We start from the raw sequence: 17,449 nt of genomic DNA on the forward strand, positions 1-17,449 counted from the left end.
GTTCTTTTTGGTTATTCTGACCAGGTGAAGCCGAAGAGGTTAAGTGTTTTCGTATCTATAGCGGGTAATGGGGAAAGAACTACTGTGGCTTCTGTTTTGTTGTTTTGCTCAGATAGTGATGCAATGCGTTGCAGGAGCTCATGCGCCTCCTGATATTTTCCCTGTCTGACATAGAGATTGGCCAGTCCGGTGAGGGGATAGCGCATGGCAGGATGAGTTGCATCTGATAGCTGCTCGAATAGTTGGAGTACGCGCAGATAGCTTGTTTCAGCTTCGCTATACTTTCCCATTTTGAAGTACAGCATTGCCAGTGTGTCCAGAAAAAAAGCGAAGCGGAACGTTTCTGTACCACATGTATGTTCCTGGATATGCAATGCGCGCTGTAGTAATGTTTCGGCTTCGCTATATCTTCCTGTTGCGATATAAGCAGCAGCAAGGTTGTTAAGGAGCGCTGCAAGTTCAGCTGTTTCTACCCCCTGGGCCTTTTCCTGGAGGGCGATCGCTCTGAGTAATAACGCTTGGGTTTCTTGTGAATTGAGTCGACCTTGCGCGCAAGAACTAAGTGCTAGAGTACACAACACCGTAGACAGGCAGGGATGGTCAGGTCCAACTACCTGTTCTTGCAATCTGAGCGATCTCTGCGCAAGCTCGCGGGACTCTGAATATTTTTCAGCTCTGAAACACAACGTTGCGAACATTTCTAGCGGCAAGGCGAGATCAATATGCTCTGAGCCCAGGGCCTGTTCTCGTTCGTGAAGAATACGTCGAAAGAGTTGCTCGGCTTCTTCATAACGACCAAACTCGGTCAAGAGGCAGGCCAGACCGCATAAGGGCCGGGTAGCTTGTACGCTATCAGACGGGGGCATCTGTTGATAGAGTTCTGACGCACGCTGATAATGCATTTCAGCTTCAGCGTAATTTCCCTGTTTGCGTTTAATATCTGCGATATCGTTCAACAGCGTAGCTACATCTACATCCAGAGCTTCAGGTGTCTGTTCCAGGAGCAGCAGGGCCTGCTGATAGAGTGTTTCGGCCTTAGCATACTGTTCGCGTTGTGCAAGATAGCTGGCTGTTTTCGTGAGTAAGGCGTAACGTGTCGCGGGAGCGCACGTTTCCTCGTCACTCTGTCGGATCAGGAACAGAGCATGCGGCAGCAGTTGCTCGCACCACGGCCAGACCTCCATAGAGGTCTGATCGGTAGGGAATGCCTGATTTACCATCTCGAATACGTGCATAGCCCAGCGCTGACGCACGCTCTCCTCTAGTCCTGCCTTGAGTGTGGTTTGTACCAGGCGATGGATCGTCAGCGTTTTGGTCTGACCGTGACGGCGAATGAGCGAGTAGGTTAGTAATTCTTTGAGCGCCGCATTGAATTTTCTGGGTGTGGTCAAGACTGTTTGTGAGGTTGGCCCCAGGCAGGAAAATCCTTCGGTGAGTAAACGTTCTGGAATCGCATCCGGGGCAAGGAAGCTACAGATTGTCAGGACATCGATAGCTCCGGGCGAGCCTGGACGCACTTTCTCAAGAGAGAGATGAATGGTGCGCTCAACAGAGAAGGGATGGTCGGCATATACATTGCGTTCTCTGAGCATTTGTAGCGGTGAGTCCTGGAACAGGTGCAGAAAATCTTCCAGGCTGCATTGAGTCTCTTCTATATAACTGCCAGCTTGATCAAGTGCCAGTGGCAATCCCCCCATAGCTTCCGCGAGCAGATGTGCTGTCGCTACATCTGGTCTATGATCAAGTTGGGCGTTGAATGGTGCGTGAGGATTGATGCGTCTTGCGCGCCCCAGCAAGAAGTGCACACTTTCCTCCAGCGACATCTGCGGTACTTCTATGCTCAGCGCCAGCGTACCAACCGTGTAGCGCCGTGTGGTCAGCAGCAGGGTACCGCGATTGGCTGTCGGCAAAAACTCTTTCAGCATCTCAAGGTCTTCAACATTATCCAGCACCAGAAGCCAATCGCAGTGGGTATCGAGCCAGTTTTTCATGGCGGCTACCACCTTGTTTTGATCTGACTGCTGGCTGGCGGGTAGTTGTAAGCATGTCGCGATAGAGATAAAACTGGAGATAAGCGTTTCTTGTTCTTCTGCTCCTACCCAGAGCATCGCCGTATAGTCCTGCGCATAACGGTAGGCATATTCAAGGGCCACCTGTGTTTTTCCGATGCCCCCCGGACCACTTAATGCGCAGGATCGGGTAAGGGTCGCGTTTCTCTGTCGGGAAAGGATCGTATGCAAGTGGTTGAGTAGAGTTTCGCGTCCGGTAAAAAAAGGATTGCGCTGATATGGTACGCACCAGGGTATCTCAGCGGACGGCACGCGGATGCTGCTTCTACTGCCAAAGAGGTCTTCAGGTGAGATGTGCAATGCCTGGCAGAGCAATTCACGTGATTGTCCCTGTGGAACGGCTCGATCGCGCTCCCAGCGCTGAATACTCCTCGCGATACACCCATCGCCTCCGCCAGTGCCTCCTGCGAAAGATTGGCATACAAGCGTGCCGCCAGCAAACGTTGGCCTAAAGAAATAGCATCTGTCCTGGGTGTTGATTCCATTCAATACTCCCATTAGCCAGGGAAAGCTGCTCGCAACCAGCAGATAATTCCCGATTGTTGTTTCTGTACATGTATAAATACGTTTGTAGCTATAAAAATCTCACCATCTCTGATATCATATCTTAAAACACTAAAGTGTCGTTAGATTGTCGTGTCTCTGTCGTGGTGAAATAGCTCATTTTAGAGCATAATAAAGAAAGCGATGGACGAATCGTTCTAAATCGTAAGATGCTTAAATTGAAGCCAATAAAACTACTATCTTGATTGAAGAAAAGTAGTAAATGTGCATCAATACGAAGAAATATAAGTCTCTCATATGAAGCATTTGTACATCGCGTTAACTACATTCTAGTACCATTTAGTGAGTTATGCAGGAGGAAAAACATGCATTTCTTCTCACGAAAAAACCTGGCGATCAGCGCGCTTATGATGCTGATGCTCTGTGCGATGGTTCTGTTCAATAGTGGAACCGGCCATGCTTATGCAGCTACGCATGCTCCCTCGGTAGCCTCGCAGGCTACTACACATAATATCGTAAGGCCAGCGGCCGGGACGGTTCATGGATGTCCGGTGGGATATGCCTGTATTTATCCACAGAATGCGGGCTGGAATGGCGATCATCCATCGAATACCTACTACAACTATGGCACCTACAAACTCTATAATCAGTATGGCAACCATTACATCTACAACAACCAGACTGGTGGCGCGCCGTTCTGGCTGTGCACCGATTCTTATGGTAAAACTTGCCCATGGTATGTCGCCGCCGGTACTTCAGCGCAGACTGACTTTACTCCACTCAATTCTGTCAAACTCGTTCCCTCGTTGTAAACCAGGAAACGTCTAAAAAACCGACCCTCTCCTTTTATCAGGAGAGGGTCGGTTTGTGTGTTTCAACAATCGAAGAGAGCAGATATCTGTGGCTATGATTGACCCAGCGAGGCCAGGAAGATGGCTTCGGCGAGGGCGGCGCGCTCGATTTCCTGGGGGTCGACGCTTTCGTTGGGGGCGTGTACGTCGGCGGCGGCGTCTTCGGCTCCCAGATGAGTATTTCGGCTTTGGGCATGACGTGGGCGAAGGTGTTGATGACGGGGATGGAGCCGCCGCTACCGGTCTCACCGACTTCTTTGCCATAGGCGGTGAGCATAGCAGCGCGGGCCGCTTGATAGGCTGGACCATCGGTGGCCATGGCGTGTCCTTCACCTGTATCTTGTTCCGAGAAGCTAAGCTGGACGTGCCATGGCGCGACGGACTCCAGATGACGGGTCAGGATGGCCAGGGCGTCTTTGGCGCTGTGTCCGGGTGGGACGCGCAGGCTGATCCGCGCACGGGCCGCGTCGATCAGGATATTGCGGGCTCCGGTGACGGCGGGGGCGTCAAGTCCGGTGACGTTGATGGCGTAGTTGGACCAGAGGCGGCTGGCGATAGAGCCGGTGCCGACCAGATCTACTCCTGGCAGGACGCCAGCGACATAGCGGAACACTTCTTCCGGCACCTCACTACCATGCCAGGGCTGGCCCTGGAGTCCAGGATGGCGATGCTGCCGTTGTCGTCGTGCAGGGTGGAAAGGATGCGGATCAAGGCGACCAGCGCGTCGGGCGTGGGTCCGCCAAAGCCGCCGCTATGCAGTTGTCCTTTCAGGCTGCGTACCTCGACGACCACCGAGGCCATGCCGCGCAGGCTGGTGGTCAGGATCGGCTCGCCGACCCGATCGTTGCCGCCATCGGCGACCACCACCACATCGGCTTGAAATAAGTCGGGTGCGCCGACACATAGGCTTCGAGGCTACTGCCAAACTCTTCTTCGCCCTCGACAATAATCTTGATATTGACCGGCAACTGGCCCGTCAGACTGCGGATCGCCGCCACATGGATGGCGATGCCCGACTTATCATCTGCCGCGCCGCGACCATAGAGGCGTCCATTTTCTCCTGGGGTCAGCGTAAACGGTGGTGTCCGCCACTCCTCGACATTGCCCGCGGGCTGGACATCATAGTGGGCATAGAGCAGCACCGTTGGAGCTCCCGCCGGACCAGGGATCTCGCCATAGACGGCGGGATAGCCGGTGGGCTGGTCCAGCAGACGGAGCGCCTGAAAGCCGGCGCGCTGCAAGATATCCATCGTCATGTGGGCGGCCTCGACGACAGGTTCTTTCGGGAAGCCATCGGTTGCGATCGAGGGAATCGCGACCAGTCTGGCCAGATCTTCGAGCGTGGCTGGCATGGCCTGAGCGACCGCCTGCCGGATTGTGTCATGTGAGAGCATAGTGATTCCTTCTGCTGTTTTTCTTTTCTTTATAGCAGAGATATCGAAAAATATCAATCTAAAAAACAAAAGGCGGCTCGCCTCAGGTGAATGGGGCGTAGCCGCGGATGATTGCCGGTACGGGCCTAACGAGGGCCGGCGTGTTTGAGGGCGTCTTTGACCTGGTCGAATTGTTCGAAGTTTTCTTTGAACAGATTGGCCAGTTTGTGCGCCTGCTTGTCGTAGGCTTCCTGATCGTCCCAGGTGTTGCGGGGCGAGAGGACGGACGCGGGAACGTCGGGACAGTAGGTTGGGACCTCGAAGCCGAAGACAGGGTCGGCAACCATTTCTGCCTTGTCGATCTCGCCACTGATGGCTGCTCGGACCATGGCACGGGTATAGTTGATGTTGATGCGCGATCCGATGCCATAGGGTCCTCCGGTCCAGCCGGTGTTGATCAGGTAGCAGCGGACCTGGTGCTTCTCGATGCGCTCGCGCAACAGGTTGGCGTACTCTCCTGGTCTGCGCGGCAGGAAGGCTGCGCCAAAGCAGGAGCTGAAGGTCGCCTGTGGTGTGGTGACTCCTGATTCGGTGCCGGCCAGCTTGCTGGTGTAGCCGGAAAGGAAATAGTACATGGCCTGCTCGGTTGTTAGCCGTGAGATCGGAGGCAGGACGCCAAAGGAATCCGCCGACAGGAAGATCACGGCGTTAGGATGTCCGCCCATACCTGACATGACCACGTTATCGATATAATCGACAGGATAGGCCACACGCGTATTCTCGGTCAATGAGGAATCGGCGTAATCCGGGACACGTGTCTTGTCATCCAGGACCACGTTCTCATAGACGGAGCCGAAGCGGGCCGCATTCCAGATCTGTGGCTCATATTTTTCGGAGAGGTTGATACATTTCGCGTAGCAGCCACCCTCGAAGTTGAAGACGCCGTTCTCGCCCCAGCCATGCTCGTCGTCACCGATCAACTGGCGACTACTATCGGCCGAGAGACTCGTCTTGCCGGTGCCAGAGAGTCCAAAGAAGAGCGCCACATCGCCTTCTGCGCCGATATTCGCGGAACAGTGCATAGGCAAAACGCCCTTAGCTGGCAGGATAAAGTTCAGGACCGTGAAGATGGATTTCTTCATCTCGCCCGCATACTCGGTACCCGCAATCAGAACCAGGCGTTCTTTAAAATCGATTATAATAGCGGCATCGGATCTGGTTCCATGGATTTTGGGATTGGTGCGGAAATGCGGGACACAAAGAATCGTGAAACCGGGTGTATCACTGGTCTGATCGTGTTCTGTGGCGCGTAAGAAGAGCTGGCGAGCAAACAGATTATGCCAGGCCAGTTCAGTAATCACCTGAATCGGCATGCGGTACTGTGGATCGGCGCCAGCGGCGGCATCCAGCACATACACATCCCGACCCTGTAAATAATCGGCGAGACTTCTACGAATAATCTCAAAAGTCTCAGGTGTCATCGGATGGTTGTTTTCGCCCCACCAGATGCGTTCCGTGGACTCTTCATTAGAAACAATAAATTTATCTTTTGGTGAGCGGCCTGTGTGAGCTCCCGTTGTTGCGCTCAAGGCTCCATTGCTAGCCAGCTTTCCCTCTTGCCGGGTCAATGCATGCTCGATCAGTACAGCAGGGGAGAGATTCCAGTTAATGGTGCCTAAATTGACCAACCCGTACTCTTCCAGGGCCTTCCTGCTCATCATCATCGTCATAACACATACTCCTCTAGGGTTTTTCTATAATCGCGCTGTCCTCAACTCCAATGGTGCGAAGCTCTATCGATGAACTTCTTCCAACGCGTCAACCCCGAACAACCGTTAGTTTAACAAACATACGCCATATGTGCAACCCAAACTATAAAATACATTTGATTGTAGATCATTCGAATATATCGTCCCAGGCCTTCTGTTCAGTACTTTGAACGTCACGAAAAGAAGACATGGACGCACATGGTTGTAGCCCACAACGAAGCGGGTCGCTGCAGGTGTATAAGATGTTTGCCGTCGTGGATTATTAATAAAAAGCCTATCAATTAGCATAAAGCTCTTTTTATTATATAGCAGATCAAATCATAAAAGCAAATCAACCCCATCCAAAAACGACGCCTTTGATAACCGCCGGCCAAAAACGACGCCGTAGGTTCGACCCTTGAGGTCGATTATGTTCGCCCCCGATAATGCCTGGGTTTGTGGTGGGAAGAGAAATCGAGGCAAGCCTCGAACCTACGGGATACGGAATCGTGTTTGGCCAGAGAGAAATCGAGGCAAGCCTCGAACCTACGGCAGGTTGCGGACGTAGGCGACGAATTTGTCGCCGCGGTCGAATTCGTTGAGGAACATGCCGAAGCTGGTGAAGCTGGGGGAGAAGAGGTAGGTGTCTCCGGGTCGGGCGAGCTGCTGAGCGGCGGCGAGGGCTTGCTGGTAATCTGTGTAGGTGCCACGGACAGGGTTGCTGCTGCCCTGACGTTCGGCTTCTTGCTGGATGGCCGGGAGCAGTTCGTCTGTGCCACTACCAGCGAGCAGGATGACGTCCCGACAACGCTCGATGATGCGTTGGGGCCATTGTTCCAGGGGCAGGTGCTTGGTGTTGCCTCCCGCGACGAGCACGATGGGTCCGCTGAAGGCTTCGAGGGCGACCTGGCCGGCTACGGGTGAGGTGCTGGCGCTGTCGTTGATGTAGCGGATGCCGTTGTGCTCACGGACCTGTTCGAGGCGGTGGGGTACGCCGTTGAAGCGGCGCACGCTGTCCGCGATGACCTGATCTGAGATACCGAGTAAGCGGGCGGTGGTGGTGGCGAGCAGGATGTTTTCCAGGTTGTGCCGACCGGCCATGGGGTCTCGGTAAAGGTGAAGGGCTCGACCTGCTCGGAGCCACGGACAAAGCTGCCGCCGCGTTCCAGGCTGGTGAATGTGGTCTGGCCGGGTGCTTCGTTGCCAAAGCGGCGCGTCCAGGGATTATCATAGTTAAAAACGGCCAGGTCGCTAGCTTTCTGATGGCGGAAGATGTTGGCTTTGGCTTCGGCATAATCTTCCATCCCGTTATAGGTGTTGAGGTGGTCGGGATAGACATTGGTCATGACCGCGAGCTGAGGACTTATCTTGTGCGGGGCCAGGCCTTCGAGTTGCCAGCTGGATAGCTCTAAGACGACCAGCGTCTCGGGGGTGATCTGGGATAGCAGGGAAAGCGTCTCGACGCCAGCGACATTGCCGCCGATCAGGGTATGGGCACCGCTGGCACGCAGGATCTCGTAGATCAGGCTGGCGGTCGTGGTCTTGCCACGGGTGCCGGTAATACCAATGATTTTACCAGGACAGTCCAGGAAGAAGAGCGCGATCTCCATCTCGATGCGGGCCCCATGTTCCTGGGCCAGGCGAATATAGGGGATGTCCAGGGACGCCTGGATTACGAATCACGATCTCCGCCCAGCGAAAATCTTCGTCGCGATGTTGTCCCAGAATAAACTCGATCGGCAGGCCAGCCAGGGCCTCGACGCTGGGGGCCAGGACCTCGGGCGACTTCATATCCGTCACGCGCACCTGCGCACCCTGCAGGGCCGCATAGCGCGCCGACGCCATCCCCGAACCCTGTAAGCCTAACCCCATCACCAGAACTCGTTTGCCACGCAAATCCATCAAAAATGTCCTCAGTTTCCAAAGATTTCAGCCTGCATCATAACAGAATCTTTACGCAGATACAAACATTCTGCCAGGACACTGCGCTAAAAACAAGGTATAATAATGTTGAAGCCGTAAAACCAGACGCCCACTGCTCATGCTAAAAATATATAATGTAAAGGGGCTTCTACCATTTTACTCTAGAAATACAATACGATCCTATAGGAGTATTCTTTTTCTTTATAGTATGACGCAGAAATGATAGCGCAGCCAGCATACATCAATGTCTTAAATAATAACAAATGGTACCACTCCTGGTATCTAGAAAATAGTACGATGATGGATTCTGGATACGGTGAACAACTTGAATATCTTCTCGGTACGATGTCGATCGGTATGGCGCTGCTGGATACGCAGAATTTCGCGATCCGCTATGTGAATCCCTATTTACAGAGCTTGCTGGCGGCGCTCTGGCAACGGCAGCAGCTTGTCGGACGTACCGCTGAGGAGGTCTTGCCACTGTCGGTGCAGACGGCGATTCTGCCACTCCTGCAACAGGTCGCCGACACGCGTCAGCGTATCGAGCTGGCCGAGGTGCCCTTTGAGGGTTTCCTGGAGATCCGTGGGCGCACCTACTGGCGCATCAATATTGAGTACCGCCCGTCGTCGCAACGACCAGCGCAGTTGCTGGTCTCACTTGAAGATATCACCGAGGCCGTGCGTGCCCGGTTGCACATCCAGGCCGTACACGCGATCTCCTCGGCCCTGGCTGGTCCTGCGTCCTTGCCGCTGGTGCTGGAACGTATTCTGCATGTGTTGCAGGAAACCTTTGGCTCCAAGCGCTGCGCCATCGTGCTGCTCGACAACTCGGTCCCGGCCATTGAGCCGCGCCTGGCAGACCTGGAGGAGACGCTCCTGGAGAGTCCTGAGGTGCCCCGGCGCGCTCGGGTGGTGGCACAGCTCGGTCTGCATGAGGTCTCGCAGCAGTGGGAAGCGCTTGTCGATGACCGGATCCTGTTGCAGAGCGTGGCACGTGAGCATCGGACGCGCATTATCACCGATACCAGCAGGACACCGCAGTATGCTTTCCCTTTTCTCAATCATCTGGGCGAGCCTCATCGGCCGGGCTCAGTGCTGTGTGTGCCGATTTTTGAGCCGCATAGCGATGATCCGGTCTCACTTGTCCTGGATGGTAGTCAGCAGAGCACGGTCTTTGGGACGATCGAGGTCTATCATTTGCGTGCCCGTGGTTTTCCGGCCGAAGAGGTGGCCTTGCTGGAGCAGTTCGCGCAGCAGGCCGGACTGGCCATCCAGAATGCTCGGCTCTTCCGGCGCATTGAGCGGCTGGCGCGCACAGCCAGTCGGAACGTACGGCAGAAGGAAAATATCATGCAGGCCATGCCCGATGGCGTGATCCTGGTGGATCCCCACTGGCGGGTGGCCGATGTCAACCAGGCGGCTCGTGACCTGCTGGGTTGGAATGAGTCCATGATTGGGGAGAGCTTGCTGACGGCCTTCGGGCAGAGCCTGGCTCGCTGGCAGCAGACGCCCTGGCCTACGACCAACGTGATCGAGGATCTGGAGCGTCGCGCCCTGAGCGGCCATAAGGATGTAGTCAAGCTGATTGGTGCCGATGGGGCCGCCTATAGTATCCAGATCTCTTATACACCGATCCGGGATGAGCTGGGTGAGATCTTTGCTTTTATTATCGTTTATCATGATGTGACCGTGCAGGTGGCGGACCGTGAACGTGTCGAGGCCGAGGTGGTGGCGCGTACTGCCGAGCTGAAGCAGCGTAACCAGGCGCTGCAAGAGGCTCAGGAGGCCCAGGCCACTATTAGCACGCGTATGACAGTACTGCTTGAACGCCTGCCGATCGGGGTCATGCTGGTGGCGGCCGCAGACAACACGATCTCGGTCATCAATCGGCAGGCCGTCGAGGTCTTACAGCATATCGGCGTGCAGCTCTCGCCGGAACATGATCCAGCCGAGGCTCTGTTGCGGGCCATTCATCAAGACTGCGAGCAGCTCCTGGAGTTCCTGCCTATGTATAACCATAGCGGCAATCCAGTGCCCTATGCAGAGCAGCCGCTGGCGATTGCGCTCAAGCAGGGGGAGAGCAGCGAGGCCGAGCTGCACTTACAGAAGAGCGACGGTCAGGTTATCTACCTGCTCTTTAATGCCGCTCCCTTGCGCGGTGTGGACGGTAGTATCGAGAGCGCCATTCTGGTCTTCCAGGACATTACGCATATCAAGTTATTAGAGCGCACACGTGAGGATTTCTTTACCACGATGGCCCACGAGCTCAAGACGCCGCTGGCCAATATCCGCGCCCACCTGAGTGCGCTACTGGCCCCGGATCTGCATTGGAGTAGTGAGGAACAATATGATTACCTGCAGACGGCCGACCAGCAGGTAGATCGACTGGTCGGGATGATCAATCATTTCCTGGATGCCTCGCGTGTCGAGGCCGGCGCGTTGCGACTGGCGCGTGAGCCGATCCTGCTGCCCGAGCTGTTCGAAGATATTCAGGAGCGCCTGGAAGCCCTGATCAGCTCCTCCAACGCGACCCTGCGGATCCAGGTGCCCGATCCATTGCCGGCTGTCTATGGAGATTATGAGCTGCTGGTCAGCGTCCTCACCAATCTGCTCAGCAACGCCTTCCGTTACGCGCCGGCCGGAGATGCCGTGCAACTGAGCGCTGAAGCGATCACCTATGGGGCTCGCCTGCAGCCTCATAGCATCAGGATCTCTGTCACGGACCATGGACCCGGCATCAGTCAGGAGCAGCGGCACACGCTCTTTACGCGCTTCAGTACCTTTGCCGCCCTGAGTCGTCCTTCCAGCAAGCGACCGGGCCAGCCGGAACGCGACCCACGTCAGAAAGCCACGCGCTGGAGTCCCGCTACCGGGCTCGGACTCTATATCAGCCGTGGTATTATCGAGGCCCATGGTAGCCAGCTTGAGGTCAACAGTCGTCCTGGCCATGGCGCAACCTTTGCCTTTACGCTACCAGTGTTTAAAGGTAAGCGCCGGCTCACGCGTCCAATTGCGCCAGCACCCGCCACCTCTAGTAGAGGGGAGTCGTAACCATGTCTACCAGCGAAAAAAAAGCGCGCATCCTCTGTGTTGAAGATGATCCACAGATGCGCACCTTCCTCCTTGCCCAGCTCAAGGCCCGTGGCTACCACAGCCAGGCCGTGCGTGATGGTGCCCAGGCTGTTGATCTGGCCGCCATCTTCCAGCCCCAGCTGGTCCTGCTCGATCTCTCCCTGCCCTCCCTGGATGGACTCAGCTTCCTGCGTCGCTTCCGCGAGTGGAGTAGCGCGCCGGTCATCGTACTTTCCGCGCACGACGAGGAGCCCGTTAAGATCAAGGCTCTGGATGTCGGGGCTGATGATTATCTGACCAAGCCCTTCAGCATCAACGAACTGCTAGCCCGTGTGCGCGTCGCCCTGCGCCGTGCCGACGAGACCGAGCGGCTCAGAAATAGTGCCAGCGGTAAAGATGGTCAGCGTGCGCTCTACCGCTGTGGTGGTGAAAAAGGGCTCGTGGTGGACTTCGCGCGCCGCCATGTCAGTTCCGGCGGCCACGAGGTTCATCTCACTCCCACTGAATACGACCTGCTCAGTGAACTTACGCGCAACGCCGGCAAGGTCCTCACGCACCGCGAGCTGCTGCAGCGCGTCTGGGGTCCCGACTATAGTGGTGAAAACACCTACCTGCGCACCTTCATGCGCCACCTGCGCCGCAAACTCGAACCCGATCCCTCGCAGCCGCGCTTCCTGCGCAACGAGCTCGGCGTCGGCTACTATGTGCCCCCGCCCGACAGCGAAAAAAGCCTGAGCTGAACCGGAACAGCTATAAAAAGGCACAAACAGAGAGCCAGCTAGAGTATGTTTTATCAGCTGGCTCTCTGTTTGTATCTACAAAAATAATTCAGGACGGTGCTATTCAAGTAGTATCCAAACGCCACGAGCGTGCACTTTCATAGCAAGCATGCCTGCTCCAGTGGCCGCCTGAGCAAGGATCCCGGCGTACCGGCAGCGCTGGTCGCTGCGACCTCTTCGCGCATGAGCAAGAGCCCTTTTGTGACCATAAAAAACATGGTGGAGAAAAGCAGCGGATCATACGTCGAGAGGGCGCCACACGCGGAGGCCAGCATGCGGCGTGATCGTGGAGCGAGGGGCTCAACGAGCAGCGCATGCCTGTGGCGCCTCCACCGAGACGGATCCTGTGTCGTGATCCTCTTCGAGAAGGTACGGGGAGGATCCACGCGCTCACCCACCACGTGGCTGCGCGAGCAGGCCACGGCACCCACGATCCCTGGAGGCGCCACAGCACTGCGAAGTCGTGCTTGCACGCTGGCCTGCGCAAACGGAGCAGTGCGGCCTCCGCGTGTGGCGCCCTCTCCACGTACACAGTGCTTGCTGGTCACGTCGAACCATCTCTCAATGTCTCGCTAACCGAAACGTATTAGCGACCAGCGCTGCCGGTACGCCGTGTTAGTGTCCGTTGTGGCAGATGACGGTCTGTTTAGTTTTGGAATTCAGCACATATGGTGATGGCTCAGGTGTTTTCTGTCCGACCGTGTAATTATGGCAGGGGGGCGTGGGGTTGGGAGTTAGCGAGCCTGAAAAGATTCTGTAGCCGATAAAGATTAAGGCGAACACGAACAAGATACCGTACAGGGTAGCTCCAAAGTATAGGCTGTTGCGTATAGATTGCGTTTTGCGCGTAGACATAATTTTTTTTCTCTCCCTATAGAATTACCATAAATTCTATTCAGGTCTCACCATATATGATGACGTTTTTGGCATGCAAAAATAAGCTTGTGCTGGATAAGTGACACTCCACGTCCCGTAAACGGGACGGGCTTCTAAGCCACGTCACCGGTTTGGCCTGTCTCCGAGGAGAGCGTATCCGCGATACGTGGTTGGGCCGGTTTCTTGCTTTAGACTACGTTGGGGCGTGTCTGCCCTCCTACTACTTCGCCTGGACGAGCCAGGCGGACGTAGATACGTGAAGGAACGAGGAAACGTCACGTGCAAAACCAAAGCTGAGTTGATGCATATTGACCGAACCCACCAGGTCCCGATGCCCGGAAAACTGGCAGTGTCGGCACGCCCAATTTCTTCCCTTGGGCTTGTGTCTATGCCCACATACAGGACAGCGGCTCGATGTTCCTCGTTCGGAGCCGCTGAAGCTCATGATGTGAGCAGCCTTGCTTTTGTGCGTGAGATAGTCAATGTCCTTGCCATACTCCCACAAAGCCATCCGCTGATTGTGGTGTCTCCCATTGTTTTTGTCACGAACGCCATGAGGATTGCCGATGAAGAGGGTCCCAACCTGGTGCTCAACACAGAAGTCGATAACCTGGCGAGTCGCTTTGTGTCGCACGTCGCGAATACGCCGCTCAGATCGACGACACTGTTTGTTTTTGGCTCGCTGCAACTTTTTCCAGCGACGAGAATACTTTTTGCAGCGGGATTGCTTCTTCGCGATTTTCCCGAGCTGCTTGCTTCTGAGATGTTTGAGCGAACGAATGCCGCGCCCGGTGACGATCATCGCCGCTCCGGTATTGGTGGTGACAGCTGCCAGATGGATCTCGCCGAGGTCTACTGTGGCCTGAGCAGTGCCGGGAGCCTTTTCCGCTTGTGCTATCTCTACGCAGACATGCAGCTCGAAGCCGTTATTCCACACGAGGCTACACGCACCACTGGTTTCGGGCAGATCAATGAGCAGAACGAGGGAAGGGCGATGCTTGCCCATCGGCAGCACCACCCGGCCATGCTCTTTGGAGACAGCTTGCGCAGGCCATTTGACTGGGTAGAAGCGTTTGGTGCGCCATGGGTATTTCATCTGCATATGGGGATGACTTTGACGAAGCTTGTGGGTCGTCTCGATGTTGGCGAGGAAGGCGGCGACGATCATCTGAACCGATTGGCTATGCAAGGCGAAACGCCCTTTGGTGGTTTTCTGCAACGCATCACGACCCGGCCATGGTGCATGGGTGAGACGGGCCGCTTTGTGTGCCTCCATACACGCATCCCAGACCTGCGCGGCTTCCATTTGGGCAGCTTTGCAGTGTTGGAATTGTCTGGGCGATAGGTGATTCAGTTGATATATTTTCACCGTTTTCATGGTAAAATTGTAGCATGGATGAAAATAGTTTACAAGTGGGTAAAACCAGATATGCCCGCTACTCGATTGCTTACCATCTGATATGGCTTCCCAAGTACCGACGCCGTATTCTCACGGGGGAGATACAAAAAGAGACAAAACGGTTGATAGAGGAGTGCTGCCAGCGGCAAGAACTCACGTTGCTTGCATTGGAGACGGACGAAGACCACATTCATGTGTTTGTGAGCGCTCCACCACGTTTCAGCCCGGCATTGATAGCGAATGTGCTCAAAGGGTACTCATCACGCTCCTTGCGCGAGCAGTTCCCCAAACTCAAAAAGATGTGTGGAAAGGAACATCTTTGGACGAGCAACTATTATGTGGGCACAGCAGGCAACGTGTCGGCAGAAGTCATCAAACGGTACATCCAGGAGTGTCAGGGCACGTGAGAACGTTTCCTCCTGGGTGCCCCACCACCCTATCTACCAAACAAGGAACAGTGCTTTCATCCCTCCCCCTAAACGGGGAGGGACTTCCCGCACCGATTGTTTAAGACCAGAGCGTTTTGAAGCATTCAGGTACCTGGCGTAGATGAATGTCTTGTCGGACAGGTATTGATCGACCTGCCCCAACCAAACTATACTGTATGCTTGATGATTTGTCTAGATGCTTGTAATGGCATGTTCTGATCAAGGGACGCGGAAACTTTTTTGAGCTGTTATGCGTGATCAAAGGGACAATATTAGCGAGTTTCTACTTGATATATTCAGGTTATTGCTAGAAAGTGTGGTGCCAATGTCGGACTTAAATAAACGCCTGGACGAGGAGATCCGTACGGGGAAGTATGTGGAGGAGGAGCTGAAGAAGAATACGAGTATGAGTAATCCTTTAAACCGTGGTGAGCGCCCACAAGGTGAGCGGTCTCAACAGGAACTTGACGATAATCGGATCGTTGAGCCAGCTAACCTGGATCAGGATGCCTATCGTGAGGCGTCCGAGCATCGCTATCGCGCTGAGAGCGAGCAGTCCTCGCCGGCGGTGACGGATACGGCCGGCGATGATTTACAGGCGCCGAGCGCCAGCAGCCAGATGAGCAGCAGCGTGGCAAGATTGACCTGGGTGGTGTCCCGACGCGTGAGGGTTCTGCATTTGATCAGCGTGAACAGGGATCGAGTACTGGCGGCGCCAGTTCCAGCGATAGCAACAAACAATAAAAACTTGTACCCTCTTTTGCTCGCTGAAAAGAGCAAAAGAGGCACAATTCTCTTGTAGCGGCAGCCCTGGTGGCTAATACTTTTTGGTTGAGATGTCGGAGACCAGAATGTGCTTATTAAGTGAAAAGTATTAGCCACCAGGGCTGCCGCTACGTTTTTTTATGATTTCTCTCAATACTAACGATTATCAATTCTTGTGCTTTATTTGAATCTAATAATCAAGGTGTGCTTATATGTATAACGTGCTGATAAATGTATGTTCCCATGCGGTATGCAAGTGTGGCAAGAATGATGATAAAGGTGCCGATTGAGGTTATGTTACGCCAGCGTTTATCGCGGGTGCGGATGCTGAGTGCTGTTTCTTTCAGTGAACGCAAGCCTGATGGCTCTTCGTGTTTGTCCAGGCGATCGAGAATCTGGTTGACGAGCTCTACAAAGACAGGAAGATTGGGCCAGGACAATGGCAGATAGCTACTGTTATTTTGTCGCTCCTGCCAGATGTGCCATTGTCTGATATATGGCTTTGGGATGCTGCCAAACGGCTCTGCTTTGACATAATAGGCCGAGAGTTCCCCTCTGTCCAGGGCGATCGCGCCCAGGTTATCCCAACTTACCTGTTCTCCTGGCACAGAAATACCTTGTTGGCTGATCTGGAGTTTTCTGAATGACACGACCTCGCCACGCTCATAGCTGGCCAGAGCCGCCGGTAATAAGCGCTGCATCAGTTCTGCTACAATAGCCTGGTCGCTAGCTGTGTTGGATGCGCCCAGGATGCTAAAAGGTAGCAATAACCTGGTTTTATCTTCTCTTGCCAGTTGCGTTACCGATGATCTGTTTGAGAGATAAAATTCCTTGACGTCATCCCAGCGTATGGCCTCTACATTTTTCTTGTAGATTGTGAGCATGCCTTCGCTGCAGAGATAGATTTGTGCCCGTGCTCCCTGATAAAACTGACCAAATAAGCCCAGGCTACCTAACAAAGGACTCGCGATAACGAATGCATTGTACCAGAAATTGTCGTGCAAATATTGCAGCCAGAAGTAATTCCCTAATTGCTCAATAGGCACGGCGTCACTGGTAGGATAGGTTTGTAAGAGAAAGATAAAGGCGATTGCGCCATAGATGTTATAGCAGAGCCAACCCAACAGGCATAAAAAGACTATGGCTCCCAGACTGCATATTATTTGTGCAGGCCAGTTTACTAGTTTTTTCAGTGGTATGCCCACATTTGTATAGGCAGCGCTCTCGTAAATATGCAATGGCAGCTTGCCATCGGGCTGTAATTGCGTGGTCACGGAATCCCTCCCAGATATATTATTGCGCTTATAGTAGCGGCAGCCTTCATGGCTAATACGTTTCACTTAAGGGATTGAATGGCTGAAATGATAGCATGACGGTGAAGGAATACCTTCTCAAAGGATCAAGGGAGGTAAAAACGTGTAGGTTCGACCCTTTGGGTCGATTCGGGTGCCTCTACGATACCCTCACCTCCGCAGGATCACGCAAGTGAAAAAGCGGTGAAGCAAGGCGTGAAGAGGCTTGCTCATGGTCAAGCAAGGATAGCATGCAGGCACGAATCGACCCAAAGGGTCGAACCTACCTGTTCGCTTTTCTTGATCCTTTGAAGTCACTGGGCCTCTGATCGGCTTAGATGCTTTCGTCAATCTCGTCCAGAAAAAGGCT

At 54.3% G+C, this 17,449-nt stretch carries 16 protein-coding genes; 5 read left to right on the top strand and 11 right to left on the bottom strand.

Going from position 1 to position 17,449, the window contains the following annotated elements:
- Nucleotides 1–11: 11 nt before the first annotated feature.
- Nucleotides 12–2,567 (bottom strand): FxSxx-COOH system tetratricopeptide repeat protein, encoded by a 2,556-nt coding sequence (fxsT, locus tag KDW_RS29285; protein WP_151759437.1) that lies wholly within the window; start codon nt 2,565–2,567, stop codon nt 12–14.
- 371 nt (nt 2,568–2,938) lie between these two features.
- Here fxsT and KDW_RS29290 point away from each other — a divergent pair, with 371 nt between their 5' ends.
- Nucleotides 2,939–3,385: a hypothetical protein gene (locus tag KDW_RS29290; RefSeq protein WP_151759438.1), complete on the top strand. Its 447-nt coding sequence runs from the start codon at nt 2,939–2,941 to the stop codon at nt 3,383–3,385.
- A gap of 37 nt (nt 3,386–3,422) precedes the next feature.
- Here KDW_RS29290 and KDW_RS33360 read toward each other — a convergent pair whose 3' ends face one another.
- From KDW_RS33360 to KDW_RS29315, 7 genes are all read right to left on the bottom strand, one after another.
- Nucleotides 3,423–4,049 carry a peptidase dimerization domain-containing protein gene (locus tag KDW_RS33360; protein ID WP_198925672.1) on the bottom strand — a complete coding sequence of 209 codons (627 nt, stop codon included), beginning with the start codon at nt 4,047–4,049 and terminating at the stop codon, nt 3,423–3,425.
- On the bottom strand, nt 4,001–4,288 hold the full coding sequence (locus KDW_RS33365) for a peptidase dimerization domain-containing protein (RefSeq protein WP_198925674.1): 288 nt from the start codon (nt 4,286–4,288) through the stop codon (nt 4,001–4,003). Before KDW_RS33365 ends, KDW_RS33360 begins: the two co-directional genes overlap by 49 nt.
- Nucleotides 4,243–4,887: a M20/M25/M40 family metallo-hydrolase gene (locus KDW_RS33370; protein ID WP_198925676.1), complete on the bottom strand. Its 645-nt coding sequence runs from the start codon at nt 4,885–4,887 to the stop codon at nt 4,243–4,245. The genes KDW_RS33365 and KDW_RS33370 overlap by 46 nt, the downstream gene beginning before the upstream one ends.
- Nucleotides 4,888–4,943: 56 nt before the next feature.
- Nucleotides 4,944–6,527, bottom strand: a complete 1,584-nt coding sequence (gene pckA / locus KDW_RS29300; protein WP_151759439.1) for a phosphoenolpyruvate carboxykinase (ATP) — start codon at nt 6,525–6,527, stop codon at nt 4,944–4,946.
- 564 nt (nt 6,528–7,091) lie between these two features.
- Nucleotides 7,092–7,556 (bottom strand): glutamate ligase domain-containing protein, encoded by a 465-nt coding sequence (locus KDW_RS29305; RefSeq protein WP_162005725.1) that lies wholly within the window; start codon nt 7,554–7,556, stop codon nt 7,092–7,094.
- Entirely contained in the window at nt 7,460–8,155 is a 696-nt protein-coding gene (locus tag KDW_RS29310; protein WP_151759441.1) for a Mur ligase family protein, read from the bottom strand. The genes KDW_RS29305 and KDW_RS29310 overlap by 97 nt, the downstream gene beginning before the upstream one ends.
- Entirely contained in the window at nt 8,118–8,447 is a 330-nt protein-coding gene (locus KDW_RS29315) for a hypothetical protein (protein WP_151759442.1), read from the bottom strand. The genes KDW_RS29310 and KDW_RS29315 overlap by 38 nt, the downstream gene beginning before the upstream one ends.
- A 318-nt stretch (nt 8,448–8,765) precedes the next feature.
- On the opposite strand from KDW_RS29315, the gene KDW_RS29320 reads away from it, so the two are divergent.
- Together KDW_RS29320 and KDW_RS29325 are read left to right on the top strand one after the other, a co-directional pair.
- Entirely contained in the window at nt 8,766–11,519 is a 2,754-nt protein-coding gene (locus KDW_RS29320; protein ID WP_162005726.1) for a PAS domain-containing protein, read from the top strand.
- Between the two features lie 2 nt (nt 11,520–11,521).
- Entirely contained in the window at nt 11,522–12,280 is a 759-nt protein-coding gene (locus tag KDW_RS29325; RefSeq protein WP_151759444.1) for a response regulator, read from the top strand.
- A gap of 137 nt (nt 12,281–12,417) precedes the next feature.
- Here KDW_RS29325 and KDW_RS29330 read toward each other — a convergent pair whose 3' ends face one another.
- Both KDW_RS29330 and KDW_RS36290 read right to left on the bottom strand, forming a co-directional pair.
- Complete coding sequence (locus tag KDW_RS29330) at nt 12,418–12,867, bottom strand: hypothetical protein (protein ID WP_151759445.1); 450 nt, start codon at nt 12,865–12,867, stop codon at nt 12,418–12,420.
- Between the two features lie 548 nt (nt 12,868–13,415).
- Nucleotides 13,416–14,573, bottom strand: coding sequence for an RNA-guided endonuclease InsQ/TnpB family protein (locus KDW_RS36290; RefSeq protein ID WP_151759446.1), 1,158 nt, complete (start codon nt 14,571–14,573; stop codon nt 13,416–13,418).
- A 14-nt stretch (nt 14,574–14,587) separates the two neighbouring features.
- On the opposite strand from KDW_RS36290, the gene tnpA reads away from it, so the two are divergent.
- Complete coding sequence (gene tnpA, locus KDW_RS29340) at nt 14,588–15,001, top strand: IS200/IS605 family transposase (protein WP_151759447.1); 414 nt, start codon at nt 14,588–14,590, stop codon at nt 14,999–15,001.
- Between the two features lie 346 nt (nt 15,002–15,347).
- Nucleotides 15,348–15,824: a hypothetical protein gene (locus KDW_RS29345; RefSeq protein ID WP_151759448.1), complete on the top strand. Its 477-nt coding sequence runs from the start codon at nt 15,348–15,350 to the stop codon at nt 15,822–15,824.
- A 160-nt stretch (nt 15,825–15,984) separates the two neighbouring features.
- Here KDW_RS29345 and KDW_RS29350 read toward each other — a convergent pair whose 3' ends face one another.
- On the bottom strand, nt 15,985–17,061 hold the full coding sequence (locus tag KDW_RS29350) for a DUF6585 family protein (RefSeq protein WP_151759449.1): 1,077 nt from the start codon (nt 17,059–17,061) through the stop codon (nt 15,985–15,987).
- Nucleotides 17,062–17,449: the final 388 nt, after the last annotated feature.

The sequence above is a fragment of the Dictyobacter vulcani genome (assembly GCF_008974265.1).
Classification (GTDB): domain Bacteria; phylum Chloroflexota; class Ktedonobacteria; order Ktedonobacterales; family Ktedonobacteraceae; genus Dictyobacter; species Dictyobacter vulcani.